The organism is Pseudomonas sp. AC247 (assembly GCF_979258015.1).
Window position 1 is genome coordinate 723,030 of record NZ_OZ409829.1, and the last position, 15,935, is coordinate 738,964.

The window sequence follows — 15,935 nt, forward strand, 5'->3', positions numbered from 1 at the left end:
AGGAGTTAATGTAGGAGCTGCCGCAGGCTGCGATCTTTTGACCTTGCTTCAGGTTTTGTCTTTGGCGTGTGCCGCCAATCGTTCCAGCGCTGCACGCAAACCCGGATCACTGATCCCGTCCGCCGTCGCCTGAATTGTCGCCGCGGCATCCGTCGACAAATCCATCGTATTGCCAACCACCGCGCGCTGCACCGTCGGCGGCTGCACTTTGAACAGAATCCGCGTCAAACTGGCGAACTCGTCAAACATCTGCAATTGCCGCTGCAAGCGTTTTTGCTGGTAACGCAGGCGTGTGGCCCAGTGGCCATCGGTGACAATCAGCAACAAACTGCCCTCACGCCACGAGGCGACATGGCAATGTTCGCGGGCGGCAGGTTGCAGTTGGCTTTCGAGCAGACGCTGCAAATGCCCCAGTCGCTGGGCATGGCCGAGAATGGCTTTGAGCGGCTTGGCTTCGCGCAGGAGAACGGCGGGTGCTCTGGCCGTAAGAGGGCGAAATGCCATGATTGAACACCTGAAGTAACAGAAACGCCATGGTAGCAGAAAGGCCGAAATCACTCGCCCATTGCTTTTGCCCCCGCTTTACCCATTAAATCAACGACTAACTTCTGCCTTTTATGACTTGAAGTTGAGCAAAACGCCCCTATTTTAAGTGAGCCCCGTCAAAGCGCAGTGCCAGCATCGTGGAACATCGCCACTTTCCTCACTTCCGTTTCCGGGTAGAATGCTCGTTCGCATGCGGCCATGAGGGCTGCACGGGCGACGCTCACGGGGCCGCCCTCCATCCCTTTAGTGTGGAAGATCCTGCCGATATGTTTGCGCCTTTGTTAAAGAAACTTTTTGGAAGCAAGAACGAGCGTGAAGTCAAACGCATGCTCAAGACGGTGCAGCTCGTCAATGCCTTCGAAGAGCAAATGGTGGCCCTTTCGGACGATCAATTGCGCGCCAAAACCGCTGAGTTCAAGGCCCGCATCGCCAAAGGGGAAACCCTCGACAAGCTGTTGCCAGAAGCCTTTGCGGTCGCCCGCGAAGCCGGCAAGCGCATCATGGGTATGCGCCACTTCGACGTACAGCTCGTCGGTGGCATGACCTTGCACGAAGGCAAGATCGCCGAAATGCGCACCGGTGAGGGTAAAACCCTCGTGGCAACCCTGGGCGTTTACCTCAACGCATTGTCCGGCAAGGGCGTGCACGTTGTGACGGTGAACGACTACCTGGCGCGTCGTGACGCCAACTGGATGCGCCCGCTGTATGAATTCCTCGGCCTGACCGTCGGCGTCGTGACGCCGTTCCAGCCGCCGGAAGAGAAACGTCTGGCCTACGCCGCCGACATTACCTACGGCACCAACAACGAATTCGGTTTCGACTACCTGCGCGACAACATGGCGTTCAGCATGGAAGAAAAATTCCAGCGCGAACTCAACTTTGCCGTGATCGACGAAGTCGACTCCATCCTCATCGACGAAGCGCGTACCCCGCTGATCATTTCCGGTCAGGCCGAGGACAGCTCCAAGCTGTACATGGAGATCAATAAACTGATCCCGCAGCTGGAACTGCACGTTGAAGAAGTCGAAGGCGAAGTCACCAAGGCTGGCCACTACACCGTTGACGAGAAGACCCGTCAGGTCGAACTCAACGAAGCCGGTCACCAGTTCATCGAAGACATGCTCACCCGCGTCGGCCTGCTGGCTGAAGGCGAGAGCCTGTACTCGGCGCATAACCTGGGTCTGTTGACCCACGTCTATGCCGGTCTGCGTGCGCACAAGCTGTTCAACCGCAACATCGAATACATCGTGCAGGACGGCCAGGTCGTACTGGTCGACGAACACACCGGTCGTACCATGCCGGGCCGTCGTTTGTCCGAAGGCCTGCACCAGGCCATCGAAGCCAAGGAAGGTCTGAACATCCAGGCCGAGAGCCAGACCCTGGCCTCGACCACGTTCCAGAACTACTTCCGTCTGTACACCAAGCTGTCCGGCATGACCGGTACCGCTGACACCGAAGCGTTCGAATTCCATCAGATCTATGGTCTGGAAGTGATGGTCATTCCGCCGAACAAACCGTTGGCGCGTAAAGACTTCAACGACCTGGTGTTCCTCACCGCCGAAGAGAAGTACGCGGCGATCGTTGCCGACATCAAGGAAAGCATGGCGGCCGGCCGTCCGGTGCTGGTGGGTACGGCGACCATCGAAACCTCCGAGCACATGTCCGCATTGCTCGTGAAGGAAGGCATCGAACACAAGGTTCTCAACGCCAAGTTCCACGAAAAAGAAGCCGAGATCATCGCGCAGGCCGGTCGTCCGGGCGCACTGACCATCGCCACCAACATGGCCGGTCGTGGTACCGACATCCTGTTGGGCGGCAACTGGGAAGTTGAAGTCGCGTCGCTGGAAGACCCGACGCCTGAGCAGATTGCCCAGATCAAGGCCGACTGGCAGAAGCGTCACCAGCAAGTGCTGGAATCCGGCGGTCTGCAGGTGATTGCTTCCGAGCGTCACGAGTCGCGCCGTATCGACAACCAGCTGCGTGGCCGTGCCGGTCGTCAGGGCGATGCCGGTTCGAGCCGCTTCTACCTGTCGCTGGAAGACAGCCTGATGCGCATCTTCGCTTCTGATCGAGTGAAGAACTTCATGAAAGCCCTGGGCATGCAGCCGGGCGAAGCGATCGAGCACCGCATGGTGACCAACGCGATCGAGAAGGCGCAACGCAAGGTTGAAGGCCGTAACTTCGACATTCGTAAACAACTGCTCGAGTTCGACGATGTCAACAACGAACAGCGTAAAGTGATTTATCACATGCGTAACACGTTGCTGGCCGCTGACAACATCGGTGAAACCATCGCCGATTTCCGTCAGGACGTACTCAACGCCACCGTCAGCGCCCACATTCCACCGCAATCGCTGCCAGAGCAGTGGGACGTGGCCGGTCTGGAAGCGACGATTGCCAGCGACTTCGGCGTGAAACTGCCGATCCAGCAATGGCTCGACGAAGACGATCACCTGTACGAAGAAACCCTGCGCGAGAAGCTGATGGCCGAGCTGATTGCCGCGTACAACGAGAAAGAAGACCAGGCGGGTGCCGAGGCACTGCGCTCCTTCGAGAAGCAAATCGTTCTGCGCGTGCTGGACGACCTGTGGAAAGACCACCTGTCGACCATGGATCACCTGCGTCACGGCATCCACCTGCGTGGCTACGCCCAGAAGAACCCGAAGCAAGAGTACAAGCGCGAGTCGTTCACGCTGTTCTCCGAGCTGCTCGATTCGATCAAGCGCGACTCGATCCGTGTGCTGTCGCACGTTCAGGTTCGTCGCGAAGACCCGGAAGCCGAAGAGCAACGTCTGCGTGAGGAAGCTGAAGCACTGGCCGCCCGCATGCAGTTCGAACACGCTGAAGCGCCAGGTCTGGAGCAACCGGAATTGCTCGGTGAAGAGGTCGATGTGGCCCTCGCCGCCGCACCGGTTCGCAACGAGCAGAAGCTGGGCCGCAACGAACTGTGCTACTGCGGTTCGGGCAAGAAATTCAAGCATTGCCACGGGCAGATTCAGTAAAACCCGTTTCAATCGCTGAAATACCCGCGCCGCGACCGGCTCCTGCCGTCGCGGCGTTTTGCCATTTAAATCACCGCCGCATCGATTGGCGGTGCTGACATCATTGAGTAAGGAGCGCATTCATGGCTGTTGGTCTTGGTCCTTTGCCAACGTTGCACCCGGTTGCCGGTTTTGAACTCGGTATCGCCTCGGCCGGCATCAAGCGTCCCGGGCGCAAAGATGTCGTCGTGATGCGCTGCGCCGAAGGCTCGACCGTGGCGGGCGTGTTCACCTTGAACGCCTTTTGCGCCGCGCCGGTGATCCTGGCGAAGAAGCGCGTACAGAACGCCGTGCGTTATCTGCTGACCAACACCGGCAATGCCAACGCCGGTACCGGCGAGCCTGGCCTGGCCGCTGCCGAACGCACCACCGCCAAACTGGCGGAACTGACCGGCGTTGCTGCCGAGCAGATCCTGCCGTACTCCACTGGTGTGATCGGCGAGCCGCTGCCAGTCGAGAAGATCGAAGGCGCACTGCAAGCCGCGCTGGACGACTTGTCGGAAAACAACTGGGAAGCCGCCGCCACCGGCATCATGACCACCGACACCCTGCCGAAGGGCGCCAGCCGCCAGTTCGAGCATGACGGCGTGACCATCACCGTTACCGGCATCAGCAAAGGCGCGGGCATGATCCGCCCGAACATGGCGACCATGCTCGGTTACATTGCCACTGACGCCAAAGTCTCCCGCGACGTGCTGCACAACTTGATGCTCGACGGCGCCAACAAGTCGTTCAACCGCATCACCATCGACGGCGACACCTCGACCAACGACTGCTGCATGCTGATCGCCACGGGCAAGGCTGCACTGCCGGAAATCACCCGCGCCGAAGGCGAGTTGTTCGCCAAACTGAAGCAAGCGGTATTCGAAGTGTGCATGGACGTCGCCCAGGCCATCGTGCGTGATGGCGAAGGCGCGACCAAGTTCGTCACCGTTGAAGTGAATGGCGGCGGCAACCATCAGGAATGCCTCGACGTTGGCTACACCGTGGCACACTCGCCGCTGATCAAGACCGCGCTGTTCGCATCCGATCCGAACTGGGGCCGCATTCTGGCTGCCGTCGGTCGTGCCGGCGTGCCGGATCTGGACGTGAGCAAAATCGACGTGTTCCTTGGCGAGGTGTGCATCGCCAGCCGTGGCGCGCGTGCGGCGACCTACACTGAGGCGCAGGGTTCGGCGGTGATGCAGCAGGAAGAAATCACCATCCGCATCGAACTGGGTCGCGGCGATTGCAGCGAAACCATCTGGACCACCGACCTGTCGCATGAATACGTGAAGATCAACGCTGAATACCGCACTTGATCTAACCTGAGACCGAGTCGATGCCATCGCGAGCAGGCTCACTCCTACAGTGGTTTTGTAAACGCCACAGATTCCCTGTAGGAGTGAGCCTGCTCGCGATGGCGCCCCATCAGGTACCAAAAATTCTGGCCTGATTCTCCTGACGAAAAGGCGCCAAACCCATGTCCCTGCACCTGATCATCGGCGACAAACTGCTTTCCTCCTGGTCCCTGCGCGCCGCCCTGGCGCTGGAACTGACCGGCGCACCCTATACCGAAGAACTGATCAAGCTCGGCAAGCCCGACACCCGTGAGCTGCTGCTCAAGCATTCGCCGACCGCCAAGGTCCCGCTGCTGCAAACCTCGCGTGGCACTGTCGCCGATTCGCTGGCCATCGCCGAATACCTCGCTGAACAGTTCCCGTCCGAGCAGCTCTGGCCGAGCGATATCTTCGCCCGTGCGCAGGCCCGATCCGCTTGCGCACAAATGCACAGCGGCTTCTTCGCCATGCGCAATCACATGCCGTTCAACCTCAATCACGATGCGCCGCTCAGCCCGGTGCCGCCAGAAGTGAAGGTCGACATCGAACGCATGCTCGCGCTGTGGGCCGAATGCCGTGCCGCCGCCACCGAGAGCGGGCCGTATTTGTTCGGCCGGGTGAGTCTGGCCGATGCCTTCTTCGCGCCGATTGCCGTGCGCCTGCGTACTTATCAAGTGCAACTGCCGGCCGTCGACCAAGCCTATGTTGAAACCGTCTACCAATGGCCCGCGTTCAAGGCGTGGCAAAAGGCTGGACTGGAGGAATTGAATCCGTGAAACGCGTACACGTCGCCGCCGCCGTCATCCGTGACGACAGCGGCAAAATCCTGATTGCCCGCCGCGCCGACTCACAGCATCAAGGTGGGTTGTGGGAGTTTCCCGGCGGCAAGGTCGAGGCTGACGAGACAGTCGAAACCGCGCTGGCCCGTGAGCTGCACGAAGAGTTGGGCATCGTCGTTGGCGCCGCCCGACCGCTGATCAAAGTGCGTCACGACTATCCCGACAAGCAAGTGCTGCTGGATGTCTGGGAAGTCTCGGCATTCACCGGTGAACCGCACGGTGCCGAAGGCCAGCCATTGGCCTGGGTGACGGCGAAGGAGTTGGTCAACTACGAGTTCCCGGCGGCCAATCAGCCGATCGTGGCGGCAGCGCGTTTGCCGGCTGAATACCTGATCACCCCGGAAGACCTGGAAACCCCGGCGTTGTTGCGCGGTATCCAGAAGGCGATTGCCGGCGGGATCAAGTTGATTCAGCTGCGTGCACCGAACGGTTACGACCCCAAGTATCGCGATCTGGCAGTTGATGCGGCGGGTCTTTGTGCGGGCAAGGCGCAATTGATGATTAAAGGGCCCTTCGAATGGCTCGGCGATTTCCCGTCTGCCGGATGGCACATCACCTCCGCACAATTGCGTAAATACGCAGCGGCGGGGCGTCCGTTGCCGGCGGAGCGTTGGTTGGCGGCGTCGTGCCACAACGCTGAGGAGTTGGCGCTGGCTGAGCAGATGGGTGTGGACTTTGTCACGCTGTCGCCGGTGCAGCCGACGTTGACGCATCCGGATGCGCAGCCGTTGGGCTGGGAGCAGGCTGGGGCGCTGATTGAGGGGTTCAGTAAACCGGTGTTTCTCTTGGGCGGTGTTGGCCCGGTGGAACGCGAGAAGGCTTGGGGTGTTGGGGCGCAGGGTGTGGCGGGGATCCGCGCGTTCTGGCCTGATTCTCTGTAAAGGCAGCAGGCCTCATCGCGAGCAGGCTCACTCCTACATGGACCGTGTTCCTTCAGTTGGAATACGGTCAACTGTAGGAGTGAGCCTGCTCGCGATGGCGTCCTTCCAATCACTGCAAATCTAAGGTTTAGCCGCCGGCTGCCAAAGTATCTCCGCAATCCCTTGTCGCCGCGCAATCAACCGCGCCGCGACAAACAACAAATCCGACAACCGATTGATGTAAGCCAGGCCAACCCCGGCCAGCGGCTCAAGCGCATTCAAATGCTGACAGCGCCGTTCGGCACTGCGCGCCAGGCTGCGACACACATGGGCCTGCGCAATCAGCATCGACCCGCCCGGCAAAATGAAATTCTCCAGCGGCCCCAGCTCCTCATTCCACACGTCGATCGCCGCTTCCAGCCGTTCGATTTCCCCTGCGTTCAACGCCTGATACTCGGGCATCGCCAACTCGCCGCCCAAATCAAACAGCCGATGCTGACAAGGCGCCAACACTTCGATCAGTTCATTCAGCCCAGGATAGGCCTCACGTTCGGCAATCAAACCGGCCAACAGCACGCCGACCTGACTGTTCAGCGTGTCGACCTCACCTATCGCCTCGATGCGCGGATGATCTTTCGGCACGCGGCGGCCGTCGCCCAGGCCGGTTTCGCCTTTGTCGCCGGTGCGGGTGTAAATCTTCGACAAGCGAAAGCCCATGGGTTACCTCGGTAGTTGATTGTTTTCGGCTGCGATCGGCGCCGGTTGCGCCAGTGGCAGGCGCAAAGTGAAGCAGGTGCCCTGACCGGGCGCCGACTGCACTTCCATCTGCCCTTTGTGGTTGTTGGTAATGATGAAGTACGACACCGACAGGCCAAGCCCTGTGCCCTGGCCGATTTCCTTGGTGGTGAAGAACGGCTCGAAGGTGCGTTTGCGCACGTTCTCGCTCATGCCGATGCCGTTGTCTTCCACCTGGATCTCGGCCCATGGCGGATTGAGTTTGGTGCGCAGAATGATCCGCCCGGGCTCGCTGTCGTCCTCGCGCTGGTGAATTGCTTGCGCGGCGTTCTTCAGCAGGTTGAGCAGCACTTGTTCCAGTTCATTGGCGGTGCCCGGTACCGGGCCGAGCGCCGGGTCGAATTGGCGAATGATCGCTTGACCCTTGAAGTCGAAACCGATGGCCAGATCGAAGTCGTTGCCAGCGATGTCCACCGCCTGGTCGATCAGTGCCGGCAAATCGCACGGCGCCATTTGCCGCGTGCTGCGGCGACTGAAACTGAGCATGTGCGTGACGATTTTTGCCGCCCGGGCGCCAGCCTGTTGAATGCCATCGAGCAGTTGTGGGACTTCGCGGCCTTGCAGATAGCGATTGACCGTGTCCAGTTCGATGCCCAGTTGTTCGGCGGTTTCGAGGTTCTTCGGCAGTTCTGTCGACAGCCGGCGGCGGATGTTCTGCACGTTGTGCAGGATCGCGCCTAGCGGGTTGTTGATTTCGTGCGCCATGCCGGCGGCGAGGCCGCCGACCGAGAGCATTTTTTCCGACTGCACCATCATTTCTTCCAGCGACAGGCGCTGAGTAATGTCATCGATGCGGATCACCACGCCGCGCCCGGCACCACCCATCAGCGGGTAGAACGTCAGCGCGTAGTGCTTCGGCTCATCGTCCTTGAACCACGTCACCCGCTCGATTTTCGCCACGGTGTGTTGCTCGACGGTCTGCTTGAGCTGCGGCAGAAACGGCTTGAGCGGTTCGAAGGCAAGGAAGATCGGCTGGTTCAGCGCCTCGTCCAGGCGTGTCCCGGAGAGGGCGCTGGCTTCCTGGTTCCATTGAGTGACGTAGAGCTGCTCGTCGAGGGCGATCAGCGCCGAGGGCATTGAGTCGATGATGCTGTTGAGGTAATTCTGGAAACCGGTGAGCTTCTTCTCGATCTTGCTGCGCACCTGCACTTCCAGTTCCAGTTTGCGGTTGGTGTGGCGGGTTTCTTCCGCCAGCCCCTGCGCCTGATCGTAAGCGGCTTGCGAGTCATCGCGGGCGCGCTTGAGCTGCTGCTCACGGGCCTCGATACGCGAGAGCATGGTGTTGAAGGCCTCGGCGAGACTGCCGATTTCATCGTGGTTACCGCGCGAGGCACGCAGGGCGTAGTTTTCTTCGCGGGTGACCTGGCGCGACAACTCTTCGAGCTGGTGGATCGGCCGGGTGATCAAACGCTTGATCTGCCGGGCAATCACCAGCCACAGCAGCACGCTGAAAATCAGGATGCCGAGGCTCGCGGTCAACGTACCGGTGTAGAAGGCCATCGGCAGTTCGCTGCTCGCCACCAGCAACAGATGGCCGGGTGCGGTGCCGGGGCGGGGCAGGGTGATCAGCTGATTGCTGCGAAATTCGGTGAGCTGCCAGGCTTCGATGTGCCGATAACGCTCCGGCAGTTTCAGTTTGTCGCCGCGCTGCACCTGAGCGAGGCGTTCGCCTTTGCCGTCATACAGGGCGGCGGCGCGCAGCGGTGAATAACTGTCGAGCTCCTTGAGCAGACGCTCGGCGCTCTCCGGTGATTGCAGGGACTCGCTGACCAGACTCGGGTTGGCAATCAGTCGGCCGATGGTCTGCAAGGCCTGCGGTGCCATGCTTTCCTGGGAAATATAATAGGCGGCGCTGATAAAAGTCAGGTTGGCGACCAGCAGGACAGTGGTCAACAGCACCAGCAGGGCGGCCAGCAGTTTCTGGCCGACCGGCAGGTTTTCGAGGCGCTGGCGCAATGGCATCAGGTTTATCGCAGCAAAGGAACAAGTGGCCAGCGTAGCCGCTGCTCAGTCGCTGGGCAATCCAAGGCTGTGCAGATGCGCGACGAGGCGCTGCTGCAATTGCTTGAGGTGCGGCAGGTTCAATTGATGGCGGGTGGCAACTTGGCAGGCGTGGCCCAATAGATAGCTGATTTCGGTGCGGCGCTGGTTGGCGACGTCCTGATACATCGAAGAGTAATTGGCGGCGGTGGCGTGGATCACCCGTTCGACTTCCTCTTGCAGGTTGTCGGCAGCCGCTGGCTGGCCGCAGCGCTGCAACAATTCGGCGAGTTCGGCGCACAGCGTGGCGACTTCGCAGTGATGCTGCTGCAGCCCGCCGTTACGGCAGCCGTGCAGCACGGTCAGTGGGTTGATCGCACAGTTGAGCGCCAGTTTGCGCCACAGGCGGGTGAGGATGTCAGCGCTCCACTCGTGGGGGATTTTCGCCGCGTCCAGTTCATCCAGCCAGATCGGCGCCACCGGATGACCGGCATCGCCAAGCCAGGTGAAACCGTGGCCGGCGAACACCACGCGCCAGTCGCCATCGCGGAACGCGCCTTCTGTACTGGAAGCGCTGATGCAGCGGGCCTGCAGTACCCTTGTGGCGACGGCGTCCTGGCTGCCGAGGCCGTTCTGCAACAGGATCAGCTCGGCATCCGCCGTCAGACGCGGGGCGAGGCGGGCGACGGCGCTTTCAGCATCATAGGCTTTGCAGGCGACCAGCAAGCGTCGGATCGGCTCGGGGCTGTCCGGGGTTTCGCCCGGCACCGCGTAGGTACTGGCCTTTCCTTGTTCCACCAGGGTCAAGCCGCCAGCGCCTTGATAACTGCGCAGGCGCTCGGCATCCCGCAGGATCAGTCTGACCGGCAAACCGGCGCGGGCCAGGCGTGTAGCCCACAGCGTGCCAAGACTGCCGGCGCCGAGAATGTGCCAGGTGGTCGACATCAGTTTTTTGCTCGATTGCGTGCAGGCATGTGCGGCTCGCCGTGTTCGTAGGAAAAGACCCGTTATAATGAGCCCGATTTTAACCGCAAGCCAAGCGCGCTCCATCCTCATCGAGCGCGCCTTTTTATTGGAGAGATTACATGCCGTCGTTCGACGTGGTATCCGAACTGGACAAACACGAACTCACCAACGCGGTCGAGAACGCCGTGAAGGAACTCGATCGTCGTTATGACCTGAAAGGCAAAGGCAGCTTCGAGTTCAAGGAAAAAGACCTGACCGTCAGCCTGACCGCTGAAGCCGGGTTCCAGCTGGAAGCGATGATCGAAATCCTCAAGCTGGCACTGGTCAAGCGCAAGATCGACGTGCAGTGCCTTGAAGTCAAGGACGCTTACGCATCGGGCAAGCTGATGAAGCAAGACGCCATCCTCAAGGAAGGCATCGACAAGGAGCTGGCGAAGAAAATCGTCGGCCACATCAAAGACGCCAAGTTGAAAGTGCAGGCCGCCATTCAAGGCGAGCAGGTCCGTGTCACCGGCAAGAAGCGTGACGACCTGCAAGAGGCCATCGCGGCACTGCGCGCCAAAGAATTCGGCATGCCGCTGCAGTTCAACAACTTCCGCGACTAAGCTTTTCGTCGGGAACCTCTCGGCGTTTTCAGCGTCCGAGCCCCAAGCAACGGCAGAAACGATTGAGCCCCAACAGGCTCGGTCTTTCTGCCGCTGATTTTTTCAGCCCGGGTAGCCGGAAATCAGGAGATAGAACATGGATTTGAATGCTGAGGTAGACCACCTGGTCAAGGCGTCCCAGGCGTGGATCCCGATGATCATGGAATACGGCAGCCGCGTGCTGCTGGCCGTGATTACCCTGGCCATCGGCTGGTGGCTGATCAACAAGGTCACGCAAAAACTCGGCGGCTTGCTGGCCCTGCGCAACGCTGACCTGGCGCTGCAAGGCTTTATCAGCAGCCTGGCCAACATCATTCTTAAAGTGCTGCTGATCGTCAGCGTCGCGTCGATGATCGGTGTCGAAACCACCTCGTTCGTTGCTGCGATCGGTGCTGCCGGCCTGGCCATCGGTCTGGCGTTGCAGGGCAGCCTGGCGAACTTCGCTGGCGGCGTGCTGATTCTGCTGTTCCGTCCATTCCGCATCGGCGACTGGATCGAAGCGCAAGGCGTGTCGGGTACCGTCGACAGCATCCAGATTTTCCACACGGTGCTGCGTACCGGCGACAACAAGACCATCATCGTGCCGAACGGTAACCTGTCGAACGGCATCATCACCAACACCAACCGTCAGCCGACCCGTAAGGTTGTGTTCGATGTGGGTGTCGATTACGAGGCCGATCTGCAGAAGGCCCGTCAGGTGCTGCTGGATCTGGCCAAGGATGATCGCGTTCTGCAGGATCCGGCGCCACAGGCAGTGATTTCGACGCTGGGCGACAGCTCGATCACTGTTTCCCTGCGTGTCTGGGTTAAAACCGCAGACTACTGGGACGTGATGTTCATGTTTAACGAACAGTCGCGCGATCGTTTAAAAACCGCCGGTATCGATATCCCGTTTCCGCAACGGGTAATTCGTGTAGTTCAGGAAACGGCTGCACAGTAACAACATTGATACCTGGCTTTGCGGTCAGTTAATTAATGAAAAACCCAAGTGCTGTTCGCAGTCTTGGGTTTTTTTATGTCTGTGCTGAAAGTTTGCTGGCTAATAGATAGCCGGCTAATCTTTGTTGTTTGAATGAAGTTGGGCCGGGCATAAAAAAACCGCCCACCTGAATCAGGTGAGCGGTTCTTGTTAGAGCAGGGCTCTACAGTACGTCAGCTGTGCATCCCTATTAGAGGATGTTCAGTGGGTACTCAACGATCAGACGAGTGTCGTTGTTGTCAGACGAGTAGCCGCTGTACGCGCCGTTGGAGCGGTACATGGCGTAACGCAGACGGAACGACAGGTCTTTGGCCGGGCCTTCCTGGATCACGTACTTGGACTCGGCGTTCCACTCGTTCTCTTTACCTTCACCCAGACCGTTGGTCTCGATGTTGTTACCCATTACGTAACGGGTCATGAAGCTCAGGCCAGGGACGCCGTAAGTTTTCATGTTCAGGTCGTAGCGCGCTTGCCAGGATTTCTCCTCGCGGCCCACGAAGTCGGAGATTTGGATGGAGTTGGCCACGAAGATCGTGCTGTTGCCGTCAACGCCATAGTAGTAAGCGTTGTCGCCGCTCGACTGCTGGTAGGCAACGGTGAACTTGTGCGCGCCCAGGCTGTAAGCAGCGGCCAGGGACCACAGGTTGTTGTCCACACCCAGAGTGCCGTCACCGATGGCGTCGACCAGGTCACCACGGCTGTCGCCCTTGGTTTTGTACCCGTTCAGGTCGAAGTTCAGCGACTGTTCGTCGTTGATTGGCAAGGTGTAGTTCAGGTTGATGTAGTACTTCTTGAAGTAGTCATCAGCGTCGGATGCAGCCAGGGCACCGGTGAAGTTGTCGGTGAAGGCGTAGCTGGCACCAAAGATATTGATGTTGGTCAGGCCTTTGCCGCCAAAACCGTTCTCATCTGGCAGACCGCCGATGCTGTCACGGCCCATACCGGTTTGCTTGCTCAGGGAAGTGAAGCGACCTGCGCTCAGTTCCAGACCTTTGATCTCTTTGGAAGTGATCAGGGTACCGGTCGCGACTTCTGGCAGCAGACGGCTGTCATCGGTAGCGAAAACCGGGCTGGCAACGAATTGCTGACCGTACTTCAGAGTGGTGTCGGATACGCGGAATTTGACTGCGCCGCCGATTTTGCCCTGGGATTTTTCCGGGTTGCCGTCGCTGTCGTTGGCGAACAGGCCGTTACCGCGGTGGCCCGAGCCGCCGTCCAGTTTGACCGAACCCATTGCCATGGCGTCGAGACCGAAGCCAACGGTGCCTTGAGTGAAGCCCGATTCGTAAGTCAGCAGTTGGCTGAGACCGGAATCCTGGCGATAACCAGCAGTACCGGAAGTGCCATTGCCTGCACCGTTTTTAAAGTCACGGTTCATGTATTCAAAACGAGTCTTCAGTTTCAGGCTCTGGTCGCCGATGAAACCTTTGGAATCATCCTGAGAGGACGCCACTGCGAACTGCGAGGTGCCTGCTGCAACAGCCAGGGCGATCATGCTCCACTTCATCACGCGCATCGTGATTTGCTCCTTTGGTTTTTAGAAGAGTACTGCCGTCCCACCTGTTTTATTATCTGGGCGGCTCTTTCTTTTTGTGTCGGCGCAAACTTATATCACGCCGACAATGTTGGCGATACTTGCGAATCTAACGTTTCACCTTCTTTACGACGCTGTCGCAAACGGTTGTGTAGATGTCGCAAATTCACAGTACCGATGCAATCGGGCCGACAACTTTCTCGCTGTTTTTTTAGCCGTTTGCATCGCTAAAAAAGAGTCCCTGGCAAAACACTTGAATCTCCATCGGGCAACCCTGCCACTGTTTTTGTTGGGCTTGAGGCATCCACATCGTGTGGTGCGCTTATAGTCCATATGTGTGCGAATGCAACAAGCGTGCACAAACCGCAATCTTGCTGCGGTTATTTTTCTGCACAACGCGTGTTACCTGTAAAAACCTCATAAATACGGGGCGCAAAGCCCCTTTGTACAAGGGCTTGACGCCATTCCTGCAATGGTGTTGCCGCGACATCAGCCGCACGCGACAGCCAAAAACGTTACCGGTTCACCCCGTGAGTGAGTATTCGGCGGATGCTTCGACGCATGAGCGTAGACGCACTGTGCGGTTTTGGTGCAAAAAAAATGACACGCTGTCCTGTAATCACACAGTTTGATGAGTGGGCGATCGCGAACGCATCAGGGTTTTTCGGTCATTTGCATGTGTTCATTGCCGTTCTCGGTTCTTTGCTGGTGCAACGTGTCGGTAAATGTCACATGTCGGGGCGTGCGGCGAGTGACGAGAGGGCACTGCTGTCGTGAAGGCTGGCGCAATCGCAGGTATGCTGCCGGTCTGTCGCTTGGTACCGCGTCCTGCGGGATGGCCGCTAAGCTCAATATGTCGAACAACCGGAGTGCGCGCAGTGTTTGCTTTAGATCCACGACTTCAACAGGACACCCTGACCCTCGGCGACTTCCCGCTCTGCCGATTGTTGTTGTCCAACGACGCCAACTACCCGTGGTTCATCCTGGTGCCTCGTCGCGACGATATCAGCGAGTTGTTTCAATTGGATGTCGCCGATCAACAGCAGTTATGGCTGGAAACCACCGCTCTGGCCGAGTTGCTCAAGGATTTGCTGGATGCGGACAAGATGAACGTGGCGACGCTGGGTAACGTCGTCAGCCAATTGCACATGCACGTGATTGTGCGCAAACGCGATGACGCCGCCTGGCCGGCGCCGGTCTGGGGCAAACACCCGGCCAAGCCTTATAGCGCCGAGCAAGTGGCCGCCATTCGCGAACGCTTGCGCCTGGTGCTGACCGAAGACTTCACGTTTCTGGAGGGCTGAAGCATGAGCCTGGAACAACGCGTTACCGATCTGGAAAGCCGTCTGGCGTTTCAGGATGACACTATCCAGTCGTTGAACGATGTACTGGTTGCGCAGCAGCGTGTGGTTGATCGTCTGCAATTGCAGATGGCCGCACTGCTCAAGCGTCAGGAAGAGATGGTCGGGCAGTTCGAATCGTTCGAAGAAGAAGCACCACCGCCGCACTATTGATACGTTTTCAAAGGCATAAAAAAACCGCGTACAGCCAGGCTGTACGCGGTTTTTTATTGCCTTGGATCAGCGACGCGGCAAAGCGGCGATCACGTCCTCGGCTTGCAGGCCCTTGTCCCGGTTCATTACCGAGAACTCTACGCGCTGGCCTTCGACCAGAACGCGGTGGCCTTCGCCACGGATTGCACGAAAGTGCACGAAGATATCATCGCCGGAATCCCGGGAGATAAAGCCGAAGCCTTTGGAGGTGTTGAACCACTTGACGGTACCGGTATCGCGATTGGTCATGTCATAGCTGGTTGGAGCGGCAGCAGGTGAAGAACGATAAAAACTGACGGCCAGGTGCAATACGACGGCCACCAGCGCGATCACCAGGGTGAACAGTACGGCTGGCTGGCCGGCGATGACAGGCATCGGCGCGATCAGGGTCAAGGTTTGCAGGACGACGGTCAGCACCAGCAGCGCGCTGACGAGGTTTTGCAGATGCTGGCGCGGGCCTTTGTTCCAGTAAGGAATCACCGGAGCAATGACCAGGTTCAGCAGGCCGAAAAAGGCCAGGTAGAGAGCATCAGGTTGTTGCAGGTAGGGAACGGCTTCAGATTTCAAGCTGGGTATGAACGACAGCAGCAAAGCGGCTGCGCCCATTAGCAGGTGGACGATTTTCAACATTTTAATTGGCTCACGTTTATGACGGCTCACAAGGAAGAGCTGAAGGCGCACGGTTCGCTTCGTAACAAAATAAAGAGGCGGTAGGCACGTACACGGCATCAGCCTATGCGCAAGACCCCGAAAAATGGGGCATGGCGACACACTGCCTATTTAACAGCAAAGCCTGCAGCTACTCAAATCAGCCCGGCCAGCGGCAAGGTGTTGGTCGATTTGTCGCAGTTCGTGTGCCCGATCAGGGCTGCGGGGTGT

General features: G+C 58.8%; 15 protein-coding genes. 9 read left to right on the forward strand and 6 right to left on the reverse strand.

Going from position 1 to position 15,935, the window contains the following annotated elements; translation table 11 throughout:
* Nucleotides 1–48: 48 nt before the first annotated feature.
* Nucleotides 49–504 (reverse strand): DUF721 domain-containing protein, encoded by a 456-nt coding sequence (locus ACZZ0B_RS03440; RefSeq protein WP_008080387.1) that lies wholly within the window; start codon nt 502–504, stop codon nt 49–51.
* A 308-nt stretch (nt 505–812) separates the two neighbouring features.
* Between ACZZ0B_RS03440 and secA the strand changes: the two genes are divergently transcribed.
* From secA to ACZZ0B_RS03460, 4 genes are all read left to right on the forward strand, one after another.
* Nucleotides 813–3,548 carry a preprotein translocase subunit SecA gene (gene secA / locus ACZZ0B_RS03445; protein ID WP_158831161.1) on the forward strand — a complete coding sequence of 912 codons (2,736 nt, stop codon included), beginning with the start codon at nt 813–815 and terminating at the stop codon, nt 3,546–3,548.
* Nucleotides 3,549–3,670: 122 nt separating this feature from the next.
* The gene (argJ, locus tag ACZZ0B_RS03450; RefSeq protein ID WP_008080378.1) at nt 3,671–4,888 is read left to right on the forward strand and encodes a bifunctional glutamate N-acetyltransferase/amino-acid acetyltransferase ArgJ; all 1,218 of its coding nucleotides are present in this window, start codon (nt 3,671–3,673) and stop codon (nt 4,886–4,888) included.
* A 161-nt stretch (nt 4,889–5,049) separates the two neighbouring features.
* Entirely contained in the window at nt 5,050–5,682 is a 633-nt protein-coding gene (locus ACZZ0B_RS03455) for a glutathione S-transferase family protein (protein ID WP_008080377.1), read from the forward strand.
* On the forward strand, nt 5,679–6,626 hold the full coding sequence (locus tag ACZZ0B_RS03460) for a Nudix family hydrolase (protein WP_463544379.1): 948 nt from the start codon (nt 5,679–5,681) through the stop codon (nt 6,624–6,626). Before ACZZ0B_RS03455 ends, ACZZ0B_RS03460 begins: the two co-directional genes overlap by 4 nt.
* 120 nt (nt 6,627–6,746) lie before the next feature.
* On the opposite strand, the gene ACZZ0B_RS03465 is transcribed toward ACZZ0B_RS03460, so the two are convergent.
* The 3 genes from ACZZ0B_RS03465 to ACZZ0B_RS03475 are packed head-to-tail and all read right to left on the reverse strand — an operon-like array spanning nt 6,747 to nt 10,325.
* The gene (locus ACZZ0B_RS03465; protein ID WP_463544380.1) at nt 6,747–7,322 is read right to left on the reverse strand and encodes a cob(I)yrinic acid a,c-diamide adenosyltransferase; all 576 of its coding nucleotides are present in this window, start codon (nt 7,320–7,322) and stop codon (nt 6,747–6,749) included.
* Between the two features lie 3 nt (nt 7,323–7,325).
* Nucleotides 7,326–9,362, reverse strand: a complete 2,037-nt coding sequence (locus ACZZ0B_RS03470) for a sensor histidine kinase (RefSeq protein WP_008080373.1) — start codon at nt 9,360–9,362, stop codon at nt 7,326–7,328.
* 45 nt (nt 9,363–9,407) lie between these two features.
* Nucleotides 9,408–10,325 carry a putative 2-dehydropantoate 2-reductase gene (locus ACZZ0B_RS03475; protein ID WP_463544381.1) on the reverse strand — a complete coding sequence of 306 codons (918 nt, stop codon included), beginning with the start codon at nt 10,323–10,325 and terminating at the stop codon, nt 9,408–9,410.
* 140 nt (nt 10,326–10,465) lie between these two features.
* On the opposite strand from ACZZ0B_RS03475, the gene ACZZ0B_RS03480 reads away from it, so the two are divergent.
* Nucleotides 10,466–10,951 carry a YajQ family cyclic di-GMP-binding protein gene (locus ACZZ0B_RS03480; protein ID WP_008080210.1) on the forward strand — a complete coding sequence of 162 codons (486 nt, stop codon included), beginning with the start codon at nt 10,466–10,468 and terminating at the stop codon, nt 10,949–10,951.
* 136 nt (nt 10,952–11,087) lie between these two features.
* The gene (locus ACZZ0B_RS03485; RefSeq protein ID WP_008080211.1) at nt 11,088–11,930 is read left to right on the forward strand and encodes a mechanosensitive ion channel family protein; all 843 of its coding nucleotides are present in this window, start codon (nt 11,088–11,090) and stop codon (nt 11,928–11,930) included.
* A 229-nt stretch (nt 11,931–12,159) separates the two neighbouring features.
* On the opposite strand, the gene ACZZ0B_RS03490 is transcribed toward ACZZ0B_RS03485, so the two are convergent.
* Nucleotides 12,160–13,485 carry an OprD family porin gene (locus ACZZ0B_RS03490; protein ID WP_008080212.1) on the reverse strand — a complete coding sequence of 442 codons (1,326 nt, stop codon included), beginning with the start codon at nt 13,483–13,485 and terminating at the stop codon, nt 12,160–12,162.
* A 579-nt stretch (nt 13,486–14,064) separates the two neighbouring features.
* Between ACZZ0B_RS03490 and ACZZ0B_RS03495 the strand changes: the two genes are divergently transcribed.
* The 3 genes from ACZZ0B_RS03495 (at nt 14,065) to ACZZ0B_RS03505 (ending at nt 15,017) form a co-directional block, all read left to right on the forward strand.
* Nucleotides 14,065–14,280 carry a hypothetical protein gene (locus ACZZ0B_RS03495; protein ID WP_463544382.1) on the forward strand — a complete coding sequence of 72 codons (216 nt, stop codon included), beginning with the start codon at nt 14,065–14,067 and terminating at the stop codon, nt 14,278–14,280.
* A gap of 101 nt (nt 14,281–14,381) precedes the next feature.
* Nucleotides 14,382–14,807, forward strand: a complete 426-nt coding sequence (locus tag ACZZ0B_RS03500) for an HIT domain-containing protein (RefSeq protein WP_158831169.1) — start codon at nt 14,382–14,384, stop codon at nt 14,805–14,807.
* A gap of 3 nt (nt 14,808–14,810) precedes the next feature.
* Nucleotides 14,811–15,017, forward strand: coding sequence for a SlyX family protein (locus ACZZ0B_RS03505; protein WP_008080215.1), 207 nt, complete (start codon nt 14,811–14,813; stop codon nt 15,015–15,017).
* A gap of 66 nt (nt 15,018–15,083) precedes the next feature.
* On the opposite strand, the gene ACZZ0B_RS03510 is transcribed toward ACZZ0B_RS03505, so the two are convergent.
* Entirely contained in the window at nt 15,084–15,686 is a 603-nt protein-coding gene (locus ACZZ0B_RS03510) for a cold-shock protein (protein ID WP_008080216.1), read from the reverse strand.
* Between the last annotated feature and the right edge of the window lie 249 nt (nt 15,687–15,935).

Excerpts from the sequence above, each read along its gene's own strand:
- ACZZ0B_RS03440 (WP_008080387.1), bottom strand. The coding sequence starts at position 504 with ATGGCATTTCGCCCTCTTACGGCCAGAGCACCCGCCGTTCTCCTGCGC.
- secA (WP_158831161.1), top strand. The coding sequence starts at position 813 with ATGTTTGCGCCTTTGTTAAAGAAACTTTTTGGAAGCAAGAACGAGCGT.
- argJ (WP_008080378.1), top strand. The coding sequence starts at position 3,671 with ATGGCTGTTGGTCTTGGTCCTTTGCCAACGTTGCACCCGGTTGCCGGT.
- ACZZ0B_RS03455 (WP_008080377.1), top strand. The coding sequence starts at position 5,050 with ATGTCCCTGCACCTGATCATCGGCGACAAACTGCTTTCCTCCTGGTCC.
- ACZZ0B_RS03465 (WP_463544380.1), bottom strand. The coding sequence starts at position 7,322 with ATGGGCTTTCGCTTGTCGAAGATTTACACCCGCACCGGCGACAAAGGC.
- ACZZ0B_RS03470 (WP_008080373.1), bottom strand. The coding sequence starts at position 9,362 with ATGCCATTGCGCCAGCGCCTCGAAAACCTGCCGGTCGGCCAGAAACTG.
- ACZZ0B_RS03475 (WP_463544381.1), bottom strand. The coding sequence starts at position 10,325 with ATGTCGACCACCTGGCACATTCTCGGCGCCGGCAGTCTTGGCACGCTG.
- ACZZ0B_RS03480 (WP_008080210.1), top strand. The coding sequence starts at position 10,466 with ATGCCGTCGTTCGACGTGGTATCCGAACTGGACAAACACGAACTCACC.
- ACZZ0B_RS03485 (WP_008080211.1), top strand. The coding sequence starts at position 11,088 with ATGGATTTGAATGCTGAGGTAGACCACCTGGTCAAGGCGTCCCAGGCG.
- ACZZ0B_RS03490 (WP_008080212.1), bottom strand. The coding sequence starts at position 13,485 with ATGCGCGTGATGAAGTGGAGCATGATCGCCCTGGCTGTTGCAGCAGGC.
- ACZZ0B_RS03495 (WP_463544382.1), top strand. The coding sequence starts at position 14,065 with ATGAGCGTAGACGCACTGTGCGGTTTTGGTGCAAAAAAAATGACACGC.
- ACZZ0B_RS03505 (WP_008080215.1), top strand. The coding sequence starts at position 14,811 with ATGAGCCTGGAACAACGCGTTACCGATCTGGAAAGCCGTCTGGCGTTT.
- ACZZ0B_RS03510 (WP_008080216.1), bottom strand. The coding sequence starts at position 15,686 with ATGTTGAAAATCGTCCACCTGCTAATGGGCGCAGCCGCTTTGCTGCTG.